General features: G+C 73.1%; 11 protein-coding genes. 2 read left to right on the plus strand and 9 right to left on the minus strand.

All coding sequences use genetic code 11. The features are described from left to right. Position 1: 1 nt before the first annotated feature. The 9 genes from ACWCO8_RS06920 to ACWCO8_RS06960 form a co-directional block, all read right to left on the minus strand. Positions 2-1,132 (minus strand): metalloprotease, encoded by a 1,131-nt coding sequence (locus tag ACWCO8_RS06920; RefSeq protein ID WP_451031298.1) that lies wholly within the window; start codon positions 1,130-1,132, stop codon positions 2-4. Then, complete coding sequence (locus ACWCO8_RS06925; protein ID WP_451031299.1) at positions 1,129-2,205, minus strand: lantibiotic dehydratase C-terminal domain-containing protein; 1,077 nt, start codon at positions 2,203-2,205, stop codon at positions 1,129-1,131. Before ACWCO8_RS06925 ends, ACWCO8_RS06920 begins: the two co-directional genes overlap by 4 nt. Then, positions 2,202-4,997 carry a lantibiotic dehydratase gene (locus ACWCO8_RS06930; RefSeq protein ID WP_451031300.1) on the minus strand — a complete coding sequence of 932 codons (2,796 nt, stop codon included), beginning with the start codon at positions 4,995-4,997 and terminating at the stop codon, positions 2,202-2,204. Before ACWCO8_RS06930 ends, ACWCO8_RS06925 begins: the two co-directional genes overlap by 4 nt. Before the next feature lie 12 nt (positions 4,998-5,009). Beyond that, entirely contained in the window at positions 5,010-6,599 is a 1,590-nt protein-coding gene (locus ACWCO8_RS06935) for a SagB family peptide dehydrogenase (protein ID WP_451031301.1), read from the minus strand. Positions 6,600-6,634: 35 nt separating this feature from the next. Continuing rightward, on the minus strand, positions 6,635-8,593 hold the full coding sequence (locus ACWCO8_RS06940; RefSeq protein WP_451031302.1) for a TOMM precursor leader peptide-binding protein: 1,959 nt from the start codon (positions 8,591-8,593) through the stop codon (positions 6,635-6,637). Next, the gene (locus tag ACWCO8_RS06945; RefSeq protein WP_451031303.1) at positions 8,580-10,931 is read right to left on the minus strand and encodes a TOMM precursor leader peptide-binding protein; all 2,352 of its coding nucleotides are present in this window, start codon (positions 10,929-10,931) and stop codon (positions 8,580-8,582) included. Before ACWCO8_RS06945 ends, ACWCO8_RS06940 begins: the two co-directional genes overlap by 14 nt. Positions 10,932-10,936: 5 nt before the next feature. Continuing rightward, positions 10,937-12,733, minus strand: coding sequence for a BTAD domain-containing putative transcriptional regulator (locus ACWCO8_RS06950; RefSeq protein WP_451031304.1), 1,797 nt, complete (start codon positions 12,731-12,733; stop codon positions 10,937-10,939). An 11-nt stretch (positions 12,734-12,744) separates the two neighbouring features. Then, positions 12,745-13,026 carry a hypothetical protein gene (locus ACWCO8_RS06955; protein ID WP_451031305.1) on the minus strand — a complete coding sequence of 94 codons (282 nt, stop codon included), beginning with the start codon at positions 13,024-13,026 and terminating at the stop codon, positions 12,745-12,747. 247 nt (positions 13,027-13,273) lie between these two features. Further along, positions 13,274-15,094 carry an ABC transporter ATP-binding protein gene (locus ACWCO8_RS06960; protein WP_451031306.1) on the minus strand — a complete coding sequence of 607 codons (1,821 nt, stop codon included), beginning with the start codon at positions 15,092-15,094 and terminating at the stop codon, positions 13,274-13,276. Positions 15,095-15,298: 204 nt separating this feature from the next. Here ACWCO8_RS06960 and ACWCO8_RS06965 point away from each other — a divergent pair, with 204 nt between their 5' ends. Further along, the gene (locus tag ACWCO8_RS06965) at positions 15,299-16,168 is read left to right on the plus strand and encodes a hypothetical protein (protein WP_451031307.1); all 870 of its coding nucleotides are present in this window, start codon (positions 15,299-15,301) and stop codon (positions 16,166-16,168) included. Next, a complete protein-coding gene (locus ACWCO8_RS06970; RefSeq protein ID WP_451031308.1) occupies positions 16,165-19,332 on the plus strand; it encodes a caspase family protein in 3,168 nt (1,055 codons plus the stop codon). Before ACWCO8_RS06965 ends, ACWCO8_RS06970 begins: the two co-directional genes overlap by 4 nt. Positions 19,333-19,355: the final 23 nt, after the last annotated feature.

The following is a 19,355-nucleotide window of genomic DNA, read 5'->3' on the forward strand; positions in this document are numbered from 1 at the left end:
GTCACGCGGCTCGGGCCGCGGTCAGCAGGTGGTGGACGATGGCCGCCGCCGAGGCGGCGAGGACGCCGAGGACGAGCAGGGTGCCCAGTCCGTAGGCGGTGTAGACGGTACGGGCCCGGCCCGGGTAGCCGGCCGCCGCCGGGTCGCGGCGGACGGCGAGGCGCAGGAAGTCGCGGCTGGATGCGGCGAGTTCGGTGGCTCCGGCCCACTGGCTGACGATCTTGTAGCCGTCGAGCGGCGGCAGCGGGACCAGCATCGCGAACGCCTGCACGCTGCCGAGCAGCAGCAGTCCGGTCAGGGCGTCGTGGGTCGCCGCGTCCACCGGTGCCCAGAGCCAGAGGGCGCAGAAGGGCAGCAGGAAGAGGAGGTTCATCACGGCGCCCGCGACGGCGGTCGCGATCCGGTGCCAACGGGTCCGGAGGTAGAGGTAGTTGTCCACGGTGCAATACATGATCACCACTGGGAGCCGCCACCGCAGCCCGATCTCGCCGACTCGTCCACCGAAATGACGTGCGACCACTCCGTGCGCCAGTTCGTGGAGCGCGGTGCTCAGCCAGAGCAGGACGCCGGTGGCGGCCAGCAGGACGGGGTTGAGGAAGAGGTCCCGGGCGGCGAGCACGGCGTCGCCCAGGCGCAGGGCGAGGACGGTCTCCATGGCGAGGACGGCGACGAGCAGCGGCACCATGCAGACGGGGTGCAGAAGGAAGCCGACGGCGCGGTGCAGGCGCGCGGTGGTGGCGTCGGCGTCCGCGACGAGCCGGATGCTGCCGGCGAGGAGGCGGCGTGAGGGCGGCGCCTCGGGGACGGCCGGCGAGGCCGCGGCGGCGGTCGGGGCTTCGTGCGGGGCCGAGTCCGCCAGCAGGCCACGCGTGCCCAGCATGCCGAGCAGCTGCCCCCAGTTGGAGTCGCCGAGCCGGCGCCCGTACTCCCGCGCGTACGCCTCGCCGAGCTGGTCGAGCGTACGGCTGCCGTCCATCCGGGAGATGAGGAAGGACTCCTTGACGCCGACCTTGAAGGACTGGCCGCCGACGGTGTCCTTGATCAGGTGCACAGTCGCCGGGCCGCGCAGGTAGGGGTCGCTCACGAGGACGCCCGAGCGGAGGGCCGGCCGGTACTCGACCTCCGCCGTCATGGGGACTCCCGCAGGCAGCGGCCCAGGACGTGGGAGAGGTACGCCTCGTCGCGGATGGTCACGTGCAGCCGGTTGTTGGTCATGTGCATGTACGGGGAGAGCAGGAGCGGCAGCGCGACCGCCGGGTCGGTGACGCGCTCGTCCCGCTCGCCGTCCCAGGAACGGAAGACCAGGTCGCCGTCGCGCGCCAGCCGTTCCGCGCGCTCGCGCAGTTCGAGGCAGTGGTCGGCCCACCCGCCGAGGAACGAAGGCAGCCGTACGGGCCGCTGCCCGCCCGCCGCCACGGCGGCCCGGACGGCGGCGAAGCGGGAGGTCAGGTCCGGGGCCATGGCGACGTAGTTGCGGTCGTACTCCTCGCTCCCGATGAAGCCGGTGCCGGGGAACGCCTTGTGCCAGAACTCGTAGTAGCTGTCGAGGTAGTCGGCCAACTCCCGCTCCTCCGGCAGGAAGGCAGCCGACATGACCATCATCAGCTGGGCGGAGGTGCCGAGCAGCACCGTCCGCAGGTGCAGGTTCTTGGTGCGGAAGGCGTCCACGACCAGCTCGCTGGAGTGCCGGAAGTGCCACTCGGCCAGCTCGATCCCGGCCGGGCCGCCGTACTTGCCGAACTCCGGCTCGTACGGCTCGGCGCTGCGCGAGTTGTTGGGCCGCAGCATCATCCGGCCGTCGTCGTCGACGAAGGGCGCGCGCTCCGCGCCGGGGAACTCGATCTCGAAGAGCGTGTTGTAGAAGTCGTGCAGGAAACCCGAGTCCACCTCGTACAGCGCCGGGCGCTCGGCCAGGAAGGTGTCGATCGCCTGCTCGGTCCTGCGGCGCACCTCGTCCTCGGCGGCGGGCGAGGAGGGGCGGACACGGAGCCGGACGTGCGGGCCCTGGAGCCAGTAGTTGATGAAGAACCAGTTGCCGAGGAGCCCGTCCGCCGCGAGCTCGGCCACCAGCGGGCGCACGCACTGGAGCAGGAAGGGGCGGGGGTTGGCGGCGTAGAAGACGTGCGTGGCCTGCCAGGCGCCCTGCGCGGCCGCCGAGGTCGCGGTGACGGACGGCGGGGCCGCGGGTGGGGTGGTGGCGGTCATCGGGAGTTCCCCTTCCGGGTCTGCGGGGACGGCGGGGTGGCGAGGGTCGCAGAGGTCACGGGGATCGCGAGGGTCGCGGGGATCGCCGGGGCCGCACGGTTTGCCTCCGCCGCCGGCGGCAGGGTCTCCACGGACAGTTCGGCCACGTGGCGGCCTCGCCCGGTCGTGACGTGCAGCTCGTCCTCGTCGGGCAGGGCCTCGCGGAAGACCACGCGGGCCTGCTCGCTCTTCAGGAGCGCCTCGAACGCGGCCAGCGAAAGGGCGCTGTCGAAGTCGACGTACTGCGGCTTGGCCCCGGTCGCCCCACGGGCCCCGCTGTCCGAGACGGTGGCGAACACCCGGTCCGGAAGGCCGTGGGCGCGCCGGAAGCGGTGCCAGCCGAGGAACCGCTCCGCGTCGGCGGCAGGCCCCTCGCCCTCGCCCGCCGTGCTTCGCGGCGGAAGCGCGGTGGCCGGCGCACTCCAGCTGCGGCGGGCCAGGACCAGGCCGCCGTGCCGGACGCGGGGGCGGGAGGTGACGCCGGCGGTCGGCTCGCCCTCGGGCACGCCGCCCCAGACGTTCAGCGGTGCCATGGAGGTCGGCGAGAGCAGCAGGAGCGTGCGGGCGAGTTCGGGCAGGGCGAGCGGGACGAGGTAGCCGAGGTAGACGGGGACCACTTCGCGCCCGAGGCGGGTGGACCGGAGGACGAGCCGGTCGGTGGCCTCGTCGTGCTCGACGTACAGGTCGCCGAGGTCGATCCGGTGCTCCGGTTCCAGGGTGCCGGTCTCGCCGGGGCAGACGATCTCGTACGGGACGAGCCGGCCGTGCAGGTTGAGGTTGCTGGTCACCGGGCCGCCGGTGACCTCGGCGAGGACCGTGCCCGGCGGCACGACGGCGGCCGAGGCTTCGAGCAGGCGCTCGGCGAGCCCGTCGAAGAGCTCCGTGAAGCGGCTGAAGGGGAAGGAAAGGCCGCCGTACGAGCCGTTGAGGACGAGGAGCGGTCCGCCGTCGGGCCGGTCGGCGAGCTGGATGTGGTGGCTCATGGGCGCGAAGTGCGGTGCGAGGCCGTCCAGTTCGGCCGCGATCTCCGCCATGAAGGCGTCGTCCAGGAGGATCTCGTCGGCGCCGCTGTCGCCGGCCGCCGCCCACAGGGACCGCATGCGGTCCACGAACGCCAGCCGGGCGGTGTCGAGCGCCTTCAGCTCGGGCTGCCCGAGCCAGTTCTCCTCGGGGACGTACCGGCCGTCCGCGTCGAAGGGGGTGCGCTTGGCGGTGAACGACATGTACTGCTCGAAGAAGTCCTCGTGGAAGTCGTGGACCAGCTTGAGCAGATCGCCGCAGCGGCCGCCCTTTCCGTAGCGGGCGAGGAAGAAGCCCTTGAGGATGAGCCGTTGAGGGAGCGTCAGATCGAAGGCGGGCAGGACCCGTTCCACCGCCGCCAGCGGGGCCTCGGCGAGCCGCGCCCAGGTCCCGGCGTCGGGACCGGTGGCCGTGCCCGCCGCCGCGTCCTCGTACAGCACGGTCTGCGGTACGCGCCCCTCCTCGGCGCCCAGCAGGCGCTGGATCTCCCGCAGCCGCTCGCGCAGCGCGCCGAGCACGGCCGGGCGCTCGTCGGGGGCGGCCTCCGCGAACCGGTCGACGAGCGAGACCGGGGTGTCGAGTTCGGCGGCCAGTTCGTCCGCCCAGGGGCGCCCGACGGCGCGCAGGGCTGCCTGGAAGGCACGGAGCGGATCGGTGTCGTGGACCTCGGTGCGCAGAACGGGCACCTGGAGCATGCCGACGTCGAGGAGGGCGCCGAGATACCGCTCGACGTCCTCGGCACCGTCCGGGCCCCCACCGTGCTCGGCGGCCAGCCAGGCGGCGAGTTCGCCGTGGCGCAGGGTGCCGCGCTCCTCAAAGAGGCCGAGCAGCCGCTCCAGGGTGCCGCTGCGCCGCAGGAAGAACAGCCGGTCCTGTACGGCGTCGAAGGTGACGGCCGTGTCGTCGTCGCCCGCGGTGACCCAGCGCCGGACGTACCGGACCCGGTCGTCGTCCCGCCCCCAGCCGCTGGCGAGCGACACGGGCAGGTCCGCCCGGCGGACCGGGTCGGCGGCGATGGTCTCGGCGAGCCGCCCGAGGGCGACCACGTTCAGCCGGGCGTGCCCGGTCCACTCGTCGTCGACCCGGACGGCGAGGCCGTCCTCGTGCGCGGCGAACTCCCCGAGGGCGACCCCGGTGAACGTGGAGAACGGGCTGGTCTTGCACACGGTCCGGTAGAGATACGACAGCAGTGACCGCTCGATCTTGCGCAGCTTCTTGCCGGGGGTTCCCGCATCCGGACCCACCGCCCGTACGTACGCGTCGAGTTGGCCGTGCAGGACGGGCGAGGCCAGCAGCAGGGCCTTGCGCAGCCGTTCCTCGTCGGCGAGACGGGCCAGGGCGGCGCGGGCGCGCCCTGTCTCCTCGGCGAGCAACGCCGCGCCCTCGGCGCGCCGTTCCGCGAGCCAGCGGTGCTCGGCCAGCCAGGCGTCGAGCGCACGACCGGTCTCCGCGTCGAGCGAGGCGACCAAATCCCGTACACCCTGCGGGTCCTGAGGCGGACGCCCGTTGAAGACGGCGCGCCGCAGCGCGAGGAGCCGCCGACGGACGTCCTCCTGCCCGTCCTCGGTACGTCCGACCAGGCCGTGCAGGCGGTCGCCGACGGCCTCGCCCGCCGCCCGGAGCGCTTCGGTCGCGTCGGCGACCTCGTCGGCCCAGCGTCGGCTGCCGGGACAGCGCAGCTCTCGTACGGTCTCCACGGGCAGCCCCGCCACCCGGATCACGAACGGCGCCATGACCTCTCCCCCTCAGGCGATCTCGTAGCGGAAGTCGGCCGGGACGGGCCGCTCGTTGCCGATGAGCATGATCAGCAGGGGGGACTCGCCCGTCCCGTCGAGGCCGAGTTCCTCGATGTACGAGATGTTGTCGAAGCCCAGGGCCACCCCACAGCCCAGTTCCATCGCGGCCGAGGCGGTGTACACGGCCTGGGACACGGCCCCGATGGTCGCGCCGACCAGGCGGTACCCCCGGTCGCCCACCGCGTCGAGGACCGCCGTGGTCCGCATGGCCGGCACGAGCACGGCCCCCGCCTGCTCCAGGTTGTAGTTGGCGAGGAAGTAGTTCTTCTGGAGGAAGGCGCCGGGGCGCCCCTCCTTCACCGGCCGCAGGGCACCCGCGTCGGGGTCGTAGGCGTAGCTGCCAGGGGCGAGCCCCTCGACGTGGTTGACGAACACGTACAGCCGCGCAAGCGGTGCGTCTTCGGCGCCGCGGGTGTCGCCGCCGAGCCGGGACGCGGAGGTGGCGGCGGCCAGGCACGCCGTCAACTGGTCGAGAAAGACAGGTCGTTGAGCGTCGAAGCGGCCGAAGCTGCTGCGCCGGCGGCGCAGCGCGGTGCGGACATCCGCCGTCAGGGGGCGGGGCGCGGGCAGCCGGACCTCGGCCGACTCCGCGCGCGGCGGCGCCACGGCGGCCTGGGCCAGCGCGGCGGCGGTGGGACGGTCGGCGGCGCGCCGGGAGGTCGCGGCCTGCATGCCGGTCACCGCCTCGAAGGTGAGGACGGTACGGGACCGCTCGACGTCGGAGCGGCGCACCGAGGCCGCGACGGGCGCGGTCGCCTGCGGCGTGCCCTTCCAGCGCAGCGGCACGACGGCGAAGACGCCCTCCTCCTCGGACCGTACGCCCAGGAGCCGGGCGAGCCGCTCCTCGTCGAACCACAGGGACGGCTCGATCTCGAGTCCCCGGGCGCGGGCCCACATCCGCCAGGTCTGGAGCACGGTCCCGATGTCCATGCTCACGGCGTGGAAGGAGAAGCTGTTGTACTTGAAGGCGTTCTGCCAGTACTTGACGCCGAGGACCAGGTACTGGTCCGTGAGGTCCGGCCCCGGCGCCCCCTGGCCGAGCGCCGCGCGCACCTCGCCGGTGACGTCGCCGGTCAGCAGGCGCTGCATCGCGTGGTGGCGGGTCGCGTAGTAGTGCACACCGGGCGGCACGGGACCGCTCGCGCCGGACACCCAATAGACGCTGACCGGGTAGAGCCCGCCGCCGGAGGCGGTGCCCCGGGACCAGTTGGCGAGCGGGTACGAGGGCAGGGCGCTCAGGTCCGTGTTGGCCTGGACGCCGAGGCGGCGCCCGGTGAGCCCGTAGGAGTCACGGAGCATGCCGGAGAGCGCGGGGAGGTCGAACAGGCCTTCCCCGACGGGGGGTTCGGCGAGGCCGAGGCCGGCGTCGAGGGCTGCCTCGGCCGGGTAGTCGCCGTCGGGCAGGGGAAGGTGGTCGGCGCCCGGGTAGAACTTCGTCTTGCGCGGAGCGTCGGCCCAGTTCGGGACGTGGTCGGCCGGGGGCATCGGGACCCGGCCGCGCCGCATGATGGCGGCGGCGTAGTCGTGGGCGTACCCCATGGGGGACTCCTTCGGGTGCGGCGGCAGCGGTCGGCTCATGGGAAGGGGTGGGGAGCGGGGTTGAAGTCCCCAGGAACCAGGTCGTGTTCGCGCAGGCCCGCCTCCCGGAGCGCGGTGCGCAGCCTCGGCATCCCGAGCGCGCGCTGACGCGTGTGGCCGAAGTCGATCGGCAGCAGGCCCGGCACGAGGACGCTCACGGTGGTCAGACCGAGGCGCCGCTGCTCGGGCATGGTCTGGTCGACGACGATCGTGTCGAATCCGGCGGCGGCGACCGCGTCCACGCACACCTGGAGGTCCTCCCGCAGGTCGGCGGAGACGGGCAGCACCCGGCCGTCCCCGTACACGTCGGCGAACGAGCGTTTGGGCGGACGGGGCGCGCCCGGCTCCCCGAGCAGGAAGTGGGCGTGGTCGCCCATCTCCGGGATGCCGTACGCCAGCGGGTGGTCGTGCAGGGCCGCCACCTTGTCGAAGTCGTACGCCATGGCCCGCAGCCGCTCCTCGTCGCGTTCGGTGCGGCCCTGGAGGTTGACGGCGTCGGTGGCGATCTCGCAGAGCGCGCCCGCGAGCGCGGCCTCCGGGTCGAGTCCTGCGCCCGCACCGAAGCACATCCGGCCGAGCCCGCCGTCGGGGCGTACGGCGACGCCGGTGACGACCGGGACGGGGAAGGTGATCCGGGTGTCGAAGAACCGGGCCTCGTAGCCGTACATCGCCAGCCGGTCGACCATGTGCCGGGTCGCGCGCCGGGTGCTGGTGCGCGGGTCGATCTCGGGCAGTGCGACCCGCCCGTACCAGGCGAGCAGGAACGCGTCCCGTTCGACGACCTCCATCAGGCCGAAGTAGACGGCCTCCTCCAGACTCCCGCCGGAGGCACAGCCGTTGGAGGACTCCTGTACGAAGCGGTTCTCCAGGCCGGGCGCGTGATAGTACGTCAGAACCTCCGGCACGAGGACGGGTTCGCGGTCGCGCAGCGAATAGCCCCACACCCAGGGGATGGTGCGTTCGGGGGCGAAGGGCCGCACCCGGGGGTTGGCCCGGTGGAAGGCCTCCGAGTAGAGCCCGCACCGGCGCGGGTCGAGGGCGGGGACACCGCGCGCGGTGAGCCCGTCGAGCGAGTCGCGGACCCCGGCCCGCTTGCCCCGGGCGCGCATACCGGCGTACCGCTCGAGTCCCTCCAGGACTCCGATGCGGACGCTCTCGGCGAAGGTGTCGGCGTGGCCGCCCCAGAAGGTCTCGCGCAGGTACTCCCCCGAGCGCATCGAGAAGCAGCCGATGGTGGCGGAGGTGGAGAGCGAGGCGACGTCCTGGACCACAGAGGGTCCGAGCGAGCCGCAGACGGGGTTGGCGTACGGCTCGACGGGCAGCTCGTAGGCGCCGATGTCCCGGACCCGGAAGCCCCCGGGGCGGTGCTTGGGCGCGGGCCGCAGGTCCAGGACCGCGCGGGCCGCGGTGTCCTCCTCGACCTGGCCGCACGCGGGGCACTCGGGGTCGGGTACGAGCGGGTAGTGGCGGACCTTCAGGGTCATCAGGTCGACCAGGTGGACGGCGGGGAAGACCGGTTCACCGGGGCCGCCGCCGGCGAGCCGGGCGGCGATCAGACCGGCGATCGCGTCGGCGGCGAAGGGGGTGACGTACGGGGACTCACCGGCCGCGCGGGTGCCGGAGCCGAGCTCGAGCGCCTCGCGCAGCGCGACGGAGCGGACGGCCTGCCAGCGGCGCTCCAGGCAGGCGGCGCAGGCCGGCCGGCCGTCGGGGCCGTCGGGGAAGGGGCCGACGACGGCCTGCCGTCCGTAGAAGCGGACCGGAACCCCGGTGGCCACCGTCCCGCCGCCGTTTCCGTTGCCGTCCCGGAAGGCGTCACGGACGCCGATCGGTGCCACCTCCACGGCCTGCTCCGGGCGGCCGTGGCCCTGGAGCGTGCGCCGGACGAGCCGCGCCAACTCCCGGGCGGACGGCGCCCACACCTCTTCGGGCGCGGTGGTGTCAGCGGTGGGCATCGGCGGCGCCGCCCTCGGTGGTCGTCGGCACGGTGACCAGGACGCGCGCCGTGCTCACGCCGCAGGCCGCGAGGTCGGCCGGGGTGGTCCCCACGTACAGCACGTCCCGTCCGGCCGTCCGCAGCCGGTCCAGTACGGCGTCGAAGGTGGTGGCCGTGCCCTCCGCCGGGCGGGCGGCCGTGTCGGTGACGGCGATCGTCGCCGGGGCGAGGTCGGTGACGAGCGGGAGACCGAGGTCGATGTCCTCGGCGGGGTCCGCCGAGGGGTCCGCCGCGAGCTGGGCGCGGCCCAGGAGGTCGCGCAGGGCGTCGCAGGCCGCGTCCCGGCGGGAGAGGCCCGCGCCGACGGCCCAGCGGTCGCCGTCCGTCGCGCCTGTCTCACGGGCAAGGACCGCGTACGCCGAGGAGCGCTCGTCCTCGCCGAGATCGAGGAGCTCCACGGTGACGCCGAGGTTGGCGGCGGACCGGACGAGGAACACCAGCTCCGGGTCGTCCGCGCCGACCGGGTCGGTGTCCACGGCCGGGAGCGCCACGGGCGTCACCCGGGTGTCCCCGCGTACCGCCCGTACCAGCGCGTCGTGCGCCAGGGCCGACAACAGCCCCCGGCCCGCCGCCTCCTGGGCCGTCGCTCCCGCGCCGGCGCCCGCGCCGGTCGCCAGGTGCGCGCGGTCCCGGTTGGCGGCCCCGAAGGGGCGCACGGCCGCCTCGGGGACGTGCACGCTCTCCTTGGTGAGCAGCGAGGTGGCGCTCGCCCACGCCGTGACGCCTTCGGCGCCCGTACCCGTACCGCCGCCGGTGGTCAGCGCGTCGGGCAGCAGGCGGACGGCGGGGGCACCGGCCTCCTGCCCGGCGGCCTCGGGCAGGGCGACATGCTCGGCGTACGCCTCCGCCGCCGCGTACAGCGCCCGGGTCCGGGCGCCCGCCAGGTGGTGCACGTCGAAGGCCGCGATGCGGCGGCGCACGCCGTGGCCGAGGGCGAGTTCCAGGCGGCTGATCTTCAGCGGGGTCTGGGTGAGGTCCTCGTCCTCGTAATGGCGGAAGATCCCGGTGTGCGGGGGGACGAGCGCGGAGTTGAGGGTGTTCAGACGGTCGACCTCGGCCTCGGCCTCGCGCGCGGTCGTCACGCTCGCGGTCTCGGGCAGCGCCAGCATGGCGGGCACCGCCTCGCGTTCCCGGCCGCCGGCGGCCGAACCGGCTTGCGCGAGCGTGGCGCAGCGGCGGCAGCGCGGGTGCGGGTGGAGCGGCTCGGCGACGACGTCCAGGGACGCGAGGTCCTGGAGGAGCACCTGCCCCGCGGTCTCGGCGGGCAGGGCGCCGGTGGTGAGGCGGAACACCTCGTACCCGAGCAGGTTGCCGGTCATCGCCGCCACCGGTCCGGTCAGCAGCCCTCCGTCCGCGGTGGACGCGGTGGACGCGCCGGCCACCTCCGCCCACAGCTCGGCGGCGGCCGCTGCGTCCGTGTTCGCGCCGAGCCGGAGCACGGCGCAGGACCAGCAGCCGGTGGAGGAGGCGGTCGCGAGCGGCCCGACGACGGAGCGTTCGCCGAAGGTCCAGGCGGGGATGAGCGTACGGCCCTGGGGCACGCCGGAGTCGAGCAGCCGGTGGACCCGGCCCGCGGCGCCCTCGCCGGTGACGATCACGACGTCGTAGTCGGCCAGGTCCGCCCAGTCGGCGTCGGGGGCGAGGCGCTCGATCCGCACCGGGCAGCCGCGCGTTCCCGCCTCGGCCGCCTCCTCCGTGACCTCCGGGAAGTCCTGGCCGACACCGATGTGGGCGCAGCCGTTGCGGACCAGGCTGAGCGCGCACCAGCGGGCGGTCTCGTCGCCGCCGAGCACGGCCACGCGCGTGTGGCGGAAGCGCGCGAAGCGGGCCGGGGCGCCTTCGACGTAGTGGTCGACGTACGCGATCTGGGCCGCGAACTCCCGCAGGACGGCCTCGGCGTGCGGGTCCGCACCGAGGTCGGTCCCGGGGCCCCCGGTCTCCGTCTCGGGTACGTCGCGGGCGAACGAGCGCTCGTAGAGGGTGCCCACCAGGACGGCGGCCATGGCCCGTTGGGCGGGACCGAAGCCCGTGCACAGCTCGCCGAGCGTGTGACCGCCCGTCAGGTGCGGGGCCACGAGGGAGGCGAAGCGGTACGCCGTCTTGCCGGTGAGGTGGAAGCCGCCGTCGGCGTTGTGGAAGAGGACGCCGCCGGGCGTCTCAGTGAAGAGGACGTCGCGGCGGATGCGGGGACGGGTCCCGGCGAGCGCGTCGAACGCCGCGTCGGGGGCGGGCGCGGGCCGGGGGGCGCCGCCGGGAGCGGACGCCGTGCCAGCCATCTCAGCCTCAGCCTCAGCCATGTGCGTCACACCTTCTCTGTCGGTCGCGTACGTGCGGCGGCGGTACGTTCAGCAGGACGATCGGGGGCGCGTTCGACACTGCGCCGCGCGTAGCGGCGCAGCAGGTCGTGCATCCGGTACGGGCCGGGCGGCCCCGCCTCCAGGAGGCCGGAGTCCGCGAGCCGCTCCAGCGTCGCCTCGGCCTCCTCGATGCCCCGGCAGTCCTCGGCGCGGAACTCCGGGGGAAGGGCGCCGAGCCGGCCGAAGACGTCGGCCAGGCGCGGGTCGAGCCGGCCGATCGCGCCGGTGAGGACCCGGTCCACGGACATGTCCGGGGAGTCCGGCAGCGCGAGCCGGGCGACGGGGTCGCCCGCGAGCCAGTCGGCGCCGTCGGCGAGCCGCAGCTCGGGCCGGGTGAGCAGGCGGGCGGCCGCGATGCGCAGGGCGAGGGGGAAGTGCCCGCACAGCGCGGCCAGTCGGTGGACGGCTTCCGGTTCGGCGTCGGCGCGCTCGGGGCCGAGGACGGTGTGCAGGAGCCGGTGGGACTCCTCGGGGGCGAAGACCGAGAGCCGGTGGACCCAGCCGCCGTGGGTGGCGATGAGTCCGGCGAGCCCCATGCGGCTGGTGACGACGGCGGCTCCGCCGGGGCCGACGGGCAGGAGGGGGCGTACCTGTTCGGCGTCGGTCACGTCGTCCAGGACGAGCAGCGCGCGGTCCTCGGGGCGCCGGTCGCGCAGGGCCGCCGCGACCTCGGCCGCGACCTCGCCCGTGGGGCGGGGCGCGCCGTGCGGGTCGGTCATGCGGACCAGGAGGCGGCCGCCGGGGAAGGCGTCCCGCACCAGGTGGGCGACGTGGGCGGCGAGCGCGGACTTGCCGATGCCGGGCGCGCCGGAGACAAGGACGGTCACCGCCTCGTCGCGCGGCTCGGTGAGCCGGGCCGTCATGGCGGCGACCTCGGCGGCGCGGCCGGTGAAGGAGGGGACCACGGGGACGGGCGCGACGAGCGGCGGCCCGGGTTCGGCGGCGTGCGCCGGGGCCGTGAGGGCGAGGCGTGCGGGCGCGGCCGGGGCGGACCGGGCGGGGCCGAGGTCGTCGCCGCGCAGGATGGCCAGTTCCAGCCTGCGGAGCGCCGGGGAGGGGTCCACGCCCAGCTCGTCGAGGAGGTACTCCTTGATCCGCCGGTACTCGGCCAGCGCCTCGGCCTGCCGCCCGGTCCGGTACAGGGCCTCGATCAGCTGCTCGTGGAAGCGCTCGTAACCGGGGTGGGCGCGGGTGACGTCCCACAGGTCGACGAGCGCGTCGCCGCAGCGGTCGAGGACCAGGTACAGGTCGCAGACGCGTTCCACGGCGCGCAGGCGTTCCTCGACCAGCCGTGGCACGACGTCGCGGTGGAGCACGTCGGAGCGCACGTTGGCGAGCGGGGCGCCCTGCCAGAGCGACAGGGCGTCCTTGAGCAGGTGCAGTTCGGCCTCGGGGTCGTGCTCGGCGGAGGCCCGACCGACCTGGTCGCGGAAGGCGATCAGGTCGAGGGTGCGCGGGCCCGCGCCGATGCGGTAGCCACCGGGCACAGCTTCGATCGGGGTCTGGGTCACGCCGTGCTTGACGAAGAGCCGGCGCAGGCGCATGACACAGGTCTGGAGGGCGGCCTTGGCGGTGGCGGGCTGTTCCTCGCCCCAGATGGCCTGCTGGAGGTAGTCGGCCGAGACGACCCCGTTGGCGTGGAGCAGCAGCGCCGCGAGGAGGTTGGTGGGGCGGGACGGCGCGAGGACGACGGTCTCGGCACCGTCCGCGAGGCTGAGCGGCCCGAGCAGCTGGAACCGCATGGCGGCGCCGCCTAGTCCCAGCCGTTGACCAGCTTGCACACCGGCGGCGGAGCGACGGCGAACGGCAACGTGGCGGCGAAGGCCTCCCACTCGGCGCAGAGCGCGGCGACGGCCTCGTCCGGGGTGTGCGGGAACCCGGTGGCGGGGACGTGCGGGACGGCGGGCGGAGGCGGCCCGACGGGATCGGCGGCGGCCGTTCCGGCCGACAGGGTGAGCGCGCCGAGCGTCAGGGCGAGCGCCGCGGCGGTTCTCGCCCACGCGCCGGGCTTCTTCTTACACGGATGTGCGTCCATGGATCCCCCTGGCCTGGTGGTGGATTCCCCGCCTCGCCGGAGCGGATCCGGCGGTCCCGACGATGCCAGCGGACCCGGCCGGATGGAGCGCCCCGGCGTGACAGCAAGCTGACGCGCCCTGTCAGCTTGGTGCCACATCCGTAGGGAGGGCGCCCCACCAGCGAAGAAGGTCCGTACCAAGCCAGGACCGGGCCCGGACCAACTCCCGGCCGAAGTCCCGCCCCGGCCCCGTTCTAAACCCCCGCCCTCACCCCACCTCCGCCCCCGCGGGGCTGTCGTCGAGGAAGCCGCCCGACTGGTGCTGCCAGAGCTTCGCGTAGGCGCCGCCCGTGGCGAGCAGCTCCTGGTGGGTGCCCTGTTCGATGATCTGCCCCCGGTCGAGGACGATGAGGCGGTCCATGGTGGCGACCGTGCTGAGCCGGTGCGCCACGACGAGCGCCGTCCGTCCCTCCATGAGCCGCCACAGGGCGTCCTGGACGAGGATCTCGCTCTCGGAGTCGAGGGCGCTGGTCGCCTCGTCGAGCAGCAGGATCGGTGCGTCCCGGAGGATCGCCCGGGCGAGGGCGACCCGCTGGCGCTGGCCGCCGGAGAGCTTCACCCCGCGCTCGCCGACCATCGTGTCGAAGCCGTCGGGCAGCGCGTCGGCGAACTCGGTGACGTGCGCCGCCTCGGCGGCCCGGCGGATCTCCGCCTCGGTGGCGTCGGGCCGGGCGAAGGCGATGTTGTCCCGGAGCGAGCGGTGGAACATGGCCGGGTCCTGCGGTACGTAGGAGATCTGGCCGCGCAGTTCGGTCTGGCGCAGCCGGCTGATGTCCTGTCCGCCGATCAGGATCCGTCCGTCGTCGATGTCCGTCATCCGGAGCAACAGCCGGGTGAGCGAGGTCTTGCCGCCGCCGGAGCGGCCGACCAGACCGAACTTCGCCCCGCTGGGCACGGTCAGGTCGAGCCCCTTGAAGAGCGGCTCGGCGCCCGCGTGGGAGAAGGTGACCCGCTCGAACCGCACGTCGGCGGTCCGGCCGACCACTGCTTCCGGGGCGGGCGGGTCGAGCACGGTGGGCGGGTCCAGGAGCAGTTCGGTGAACTGCGCCGCTTCCGTCATCGAGCTTTCGAGTCGCCGGTAGATCTGGTTGAACTCGAACATGATCCGGGTGGCGTTGGCGTAGTACGTGAAGGCCACGATGACCGCCTCCACGCCGAGCTGTCCCCCGCCGAGCGTGAGTGCGAGCAGCAGCCCGAGGACGTTGGTGAGGACGGACATCGGCGCGACGAGGGTGTCGATGCGCAGGTTGCCGTAGTCCCAGGAACGCAGCGTGAGGCGGCGCGACTCCGCGACCCGCGAACGGTGTTCGGCGGCCTCGCGTTCCTCGGCGGCGAAGGACCGGACGGTGTCCATGTTCATCAGGCTGTCGGCGACGTGCCCGGAGACCCGGGCGATGGCCTGCTCCCGCTGGGCGACGAGCGCCTGCCGGCGCCGGATCAGGGGTGCCACGCCCACCGCCGTGACCAGGATCATCGTCAGCAGCCCGACGACGAGCAGCGGGTCGTACTGCCAGAGCACCACGGACGCGAACGCCAGCGGGACGAGGCTGCCCATGACCGAGAAGGTCAGCGTGTCGACGAACTCCTCGAAGCGGGAGGCGAAGCTGAGGACCCGCTTGGTGAGCGAGCCGGCGAAGTTGTCGTGGAAGAACGAGGCGTCCTTGGCGAAGAGTTCACCCATTCCGACGACGTACAGGTGCTCGATGCCCCGGGCATCGAGGCGGTTCAGGCAGTGCAGCCCGACGCGCCACAGCGCCTCGGAGAGCAGCAGGACGCCGGCGAAGGTGAGGACGTACGGCAGCATCGGGCCGACCGCGAGGGCGGCGCCGCCGTCGCCGGCGATCCGGCCGACGAGCTTGGCGACGACCAGCGGCGCGATGTACTGGATGCCGACGTTGCCGAGCGCGGGCAGCAGCATCGCGGGCAGGGTCATCCATCGGAGACGGGCCAGTTCCCGTCCGTAGTGGCGGAGGGCGAGGAGGACGGAACCCCTGCTCGGGGCTCCTTCGGACGATTGATGTGATCCCATCACAAGCCTGTACTTTCGGGCCGTCGGGTGAGCCAGAAAGTCTTCCGTGCCGACCCCCGCGCGGTCCAAGCGTTTTTTGAACCTTCGGCTACGCAGAGCGACTTGATGACGCATAGCTGATATCCGCTCACGGAACTTGCGGCATGATGGTTCCTCAGGTCTTCTGCGTGGGAACCACCTCGACCTAAGCACCAGGGGGGCACAGTGTCGCGTGTAGTCATCTGCCACGGCATCGGATACCAGTACAAGCACGCCGAGACGATGCTGACCGAGTGGTACGAAGCCCTGCGGGTCGGCATGACGGACGCCGCGCACCCTGTGCCGGACCCGGCGGACGTGGCCGCCGTGTACTACGGCAGCTGCTTCCGCAGCCGGGGCACCAAGGGCGGCGGTGTGGACGACGAGCTCCGGGACATCCCGTCGTTCGAGATCGGCGATGTGCGCGACCCGTTCGAGCTGGAGCTGCTGCAAGCGTTCGCCGAAGGTACCGACGCCCCCCTGCCCGGAGGGAAGGGAATCGACCAGATCGCGCTGCGCCGGCTGGAGCGGCACGAGGGGCTCGGGAAGCCGATGGGCCGCACGGTCATCTGGATGATCCGTCAGGTACGCCGGTACCTGGACGCGTCCGACACCGTGCGGGAGTGCGCGCAGAAGCGCTTCGCGCGCGTGGTGACCCCGGAGACGAGGGTGGTCATCGGCCACTCGCTCGGCTCCGTCGTCGCGTACGAGGCGCTCCGCGCCCACCCCGAGTGGAACGTGCACACGTTCATCAGCGTCGGTTCCCCGCTGGGCCTGCGCGCGGTCCAGGACCTCCTGCTGCCGACGCCGCCCTCCGCGGGCAACGCGCTGCCGCCCGTGGCCCGCTGGGTCAACGTGGCCGCCAAGGACGACCCCATCGCACTGGTCAAGCACCTCGAACCCGCCTTCGGCGACGTCGACGACCGGCCGGTCGTCAACCTGCCCTGGCACAAGCCCGGCAAGTACTTCTTCGGCAGCCACTCCGTGCTCCGCTACCTCACGACCGAAGAGGTGGCCGAGGCCGTCGCGACCGGGCTGGCGGCCGGCGAGCGGTGACGACAGCTTCATTCCCCGTCGGCAGGTCGACCGACCTGACCCGGGTGGCACTCGTCTCCGGCACCAGTACGTTCCGTGACGGCTTCGAGCCGTTACCGCGCGTGCCGGACGAGCTGCGGATGATGCGGGCCGTCCTGGCGGAGGCCGGATTCACGATCCACCACGACTCACAGACCGATCCCAAGGTCCCGGAGCTCAAGGAGAGCTTCGAGAAGGCGCTGGACGGCGTCGACGGCACACCCCCCGACATCCTGCTCTTCTACTATTCGGGCCACGGCATCGACATCGGGAACAGGGACGTCCTTCTCGCCGCTCACGACAGCGTCAAGGCCGAGCCGCACACCATGCTCGACGTCGCCGCGCTCATGTCCTCCATCATTCCGGGCATCGACCAGAAGCCCCGGCCGCGCGAGGTGGTCGTCCTCTTCGACGCATGCCGGTCCGGGCTGGCGATCCACCGGTTGGGCGAGGAGGCGCGCAAGCAGCACGGCAAGAGTGCCGCGATGCCGGTGCTCACCCTGATCAGCTCCACGGACCAGACCACCGACGCGCAGCAGATGCACTTCGCCGACTCCTTCACGGCCGCCCTGCGCAATACCCGCGCCGGCCACGACGAGGAACACCTGGACACCTACAAGCTCTTCGCGGAGCTGGAAGTCCGCATGAGGAAGGGGTCCGTGAACCCCAAGGAGCCCCAGTTACCGGACTGGGTGCCGCCTCGCGAGGGGATCCGGGCCTTTCCCAATCCGCGGTACAACCCCCGTCGCCGGGTACGGCGGCCGCCCGAGGCGAACGACACCAGTGGGTGGGCCTTCTGCGGACGCGCCGAGGCCGTACGGGACCTCCTCCGCCACCTCGAAGAGGAGACACCGTCGGATCCAGGAGCACCGCTCGTGCTCACCGGGCGGCCGGGCTCGGGGAAGTCCGTACTGCTCGACTGGATCCACGCCTCGTCGTCCGACGAGCCACCGCTTCCCGCCGGGGCACGGGCGCCCGCTCCCGCGCCCCGCGGGTCCGTCGACCATCTGCTGGACGTCCGCGGCAAGAGTGTGGACGCCGTGGTGGGCGAACTCGCCCGCCGCTGCCGCACCGACGAGGAAGACAGCGCCGGCCTGGTGGAGGCCCTCGGCGACCGCGGACTGCGTCTCGTCTTCGACTCCGTGGACGCGAGCGAGGAGCCGGAGCTCCTCTACCGCACCCTGCTCGCGCCCCTGGCCGCGCAGCCCCGGACCCGCGTCGTCCTGGCCACCAGTGAGGTACCGGACGGCTTCGACGGCCCGCTCATCGACCTCGACGCGGACGCGTACTTCCACGAGGCCGACGTCGTCGCGCTCGTGGAGCACGTCCTGCGGAACCGTAAGGACACGCGGTGGTCGACGACGGACACCGGGTCGATACGTGACATCGCGCTCGCCACCTCGGCGGCGGCCGGGCGGTCGTGGCTCCGTGCGTACCTGTTCGCCGTCGACACGAGCGCCCAGGACCCCGCGACCGCCAAGGTCGAGGCCGAGCGGTCCAACGCCGATCTCTTTCTGGAGGCGCTCGCCCGGATCAGCCGCGAGCTGGACGACGACGATCCCCAATGGGCCCGGGACATGCTCCTCCCGGTCGCCCTGGCCGGGGGCGACGGCCTTCCGGCCGACGGACGGCTTTGGGCCGCCGTGGTCCGCGCGGCGGGCAAGCCCGGAGCGGGCCCGGCGGACATCATCGACGTGTGCAGAGAGGCGAGGGACTACCTCGATGTCCCGGAGGACGGAATGAACGGTCACGGATGGAGGCTCACACGCCCTCCGACCGCCGACTACCTGGCCGATTCGGACGACAACACCCACCGGTACCACGGGCTGTTCGTCGCGGCCATGATCGAAGAGCTTCCCTTGCTGCCGTCCGGGCAGCGCGACTGGTCCAGCGCCGACCAGTACACCCGCGAACATCTGCCGTACCACGCGCGGCTGGCCGGCATCCTGGAGCAGTACCTGGACGACCCGGAGTTCCTGCTCGCGATGCACGGCGAGACGCTGTACCGCACCCTGGGCCTCATCCAGAAGACGACCGACGACCGGGTGGCCAACGTCCGGGCGCTCTGCTGGGAGTTGATGGGGGCACGCTGGCGGCCCGACGGGCACACCCTGGCGCGCCTCGCCCTGCACGCCCAGGTGCGAGCGCTGGACGAACTCGCCCGAAGGTCCCGGGAGTACGCCTCGGGGTGGCAGGCCGTGGCCGTCGACTGCCGCCCGCCGGAGCTGCGTCCGCAACCGAAGTCGAAGTCGAAGATGAAGACGAACGATCGTGACGTCCCGGCGGACCGGGGGGTCAAGTCGGTCCACTGTCTTCCCGACGGCGGCGAACTGGCGCTGACCGGGCACCGGGTCTTCCACCGGCCGGCTGGCGCCGACGACACCGCCTGGGCCGTACTGAACCCCGATCCCGCGAAGGTACACAGTCGCCGCGACAAGGTCCCGCCACGGATCACCGCGTCGTCGGTCTCCCACCACGACGGGCAGCCCATGCTCATCGCCGGGGACATCAAGGGCGCCGCCTGGCTCACGCTCCTGAACGGCACCGCGCAGGAGATCGAAGGGCTGGACCTGCACTGCCAGCTGAACACCTGTCTCAAGGTCGGGCAGGACCTGCTGATCGTCGGCAGCGAGGGGTGGCACTGGCGGAGCCAGGGCGTCACCCGGGATCGTGTCGACAAGCCGGGACTACGACTGGGAGGAGCGACGGCCGCGCTGACCTCGGACGGTGTCCGGGTGGCGGCGCGCACGGCGACGCAGGTGGTCGTGTGGCGCGGTGACGGCGAACGCCTGCACACCTTCGAACCGCCGCAGAAACGCGGCCTGAAGAAGATCACCTCCAACGCCCACGGCATCTACACGGGAGCGGGCGACGGTTCCGTCTGGTGGTCGGACTGGCAGGGCCGCAGCACTCGGTGGATCGCGGACCACGCGAGCGGCATCAGTGATCTGCGTCTGTGCACCGTGGGTGCCACGCAGGTCCTGGTCAGCGCCGGCGTCCGCGGCGACATCCGGCTGTCGCCCGCCACCGGTTCCGGCACGGTCCACCACTTCGACATCGGGCTCGAAGTCCACTCGGTGGACGTGCACGACAACGGCCAGATCCTCGTCGGAACGGTCGAGGGCCTGGTCCGCATCACTCCATGAACAGCACGCACAGGGGGACGAGC

The sequence above is a fragment of the Streptomyces sp. NPDC001927 genome, from assembly GCF_053594455.1.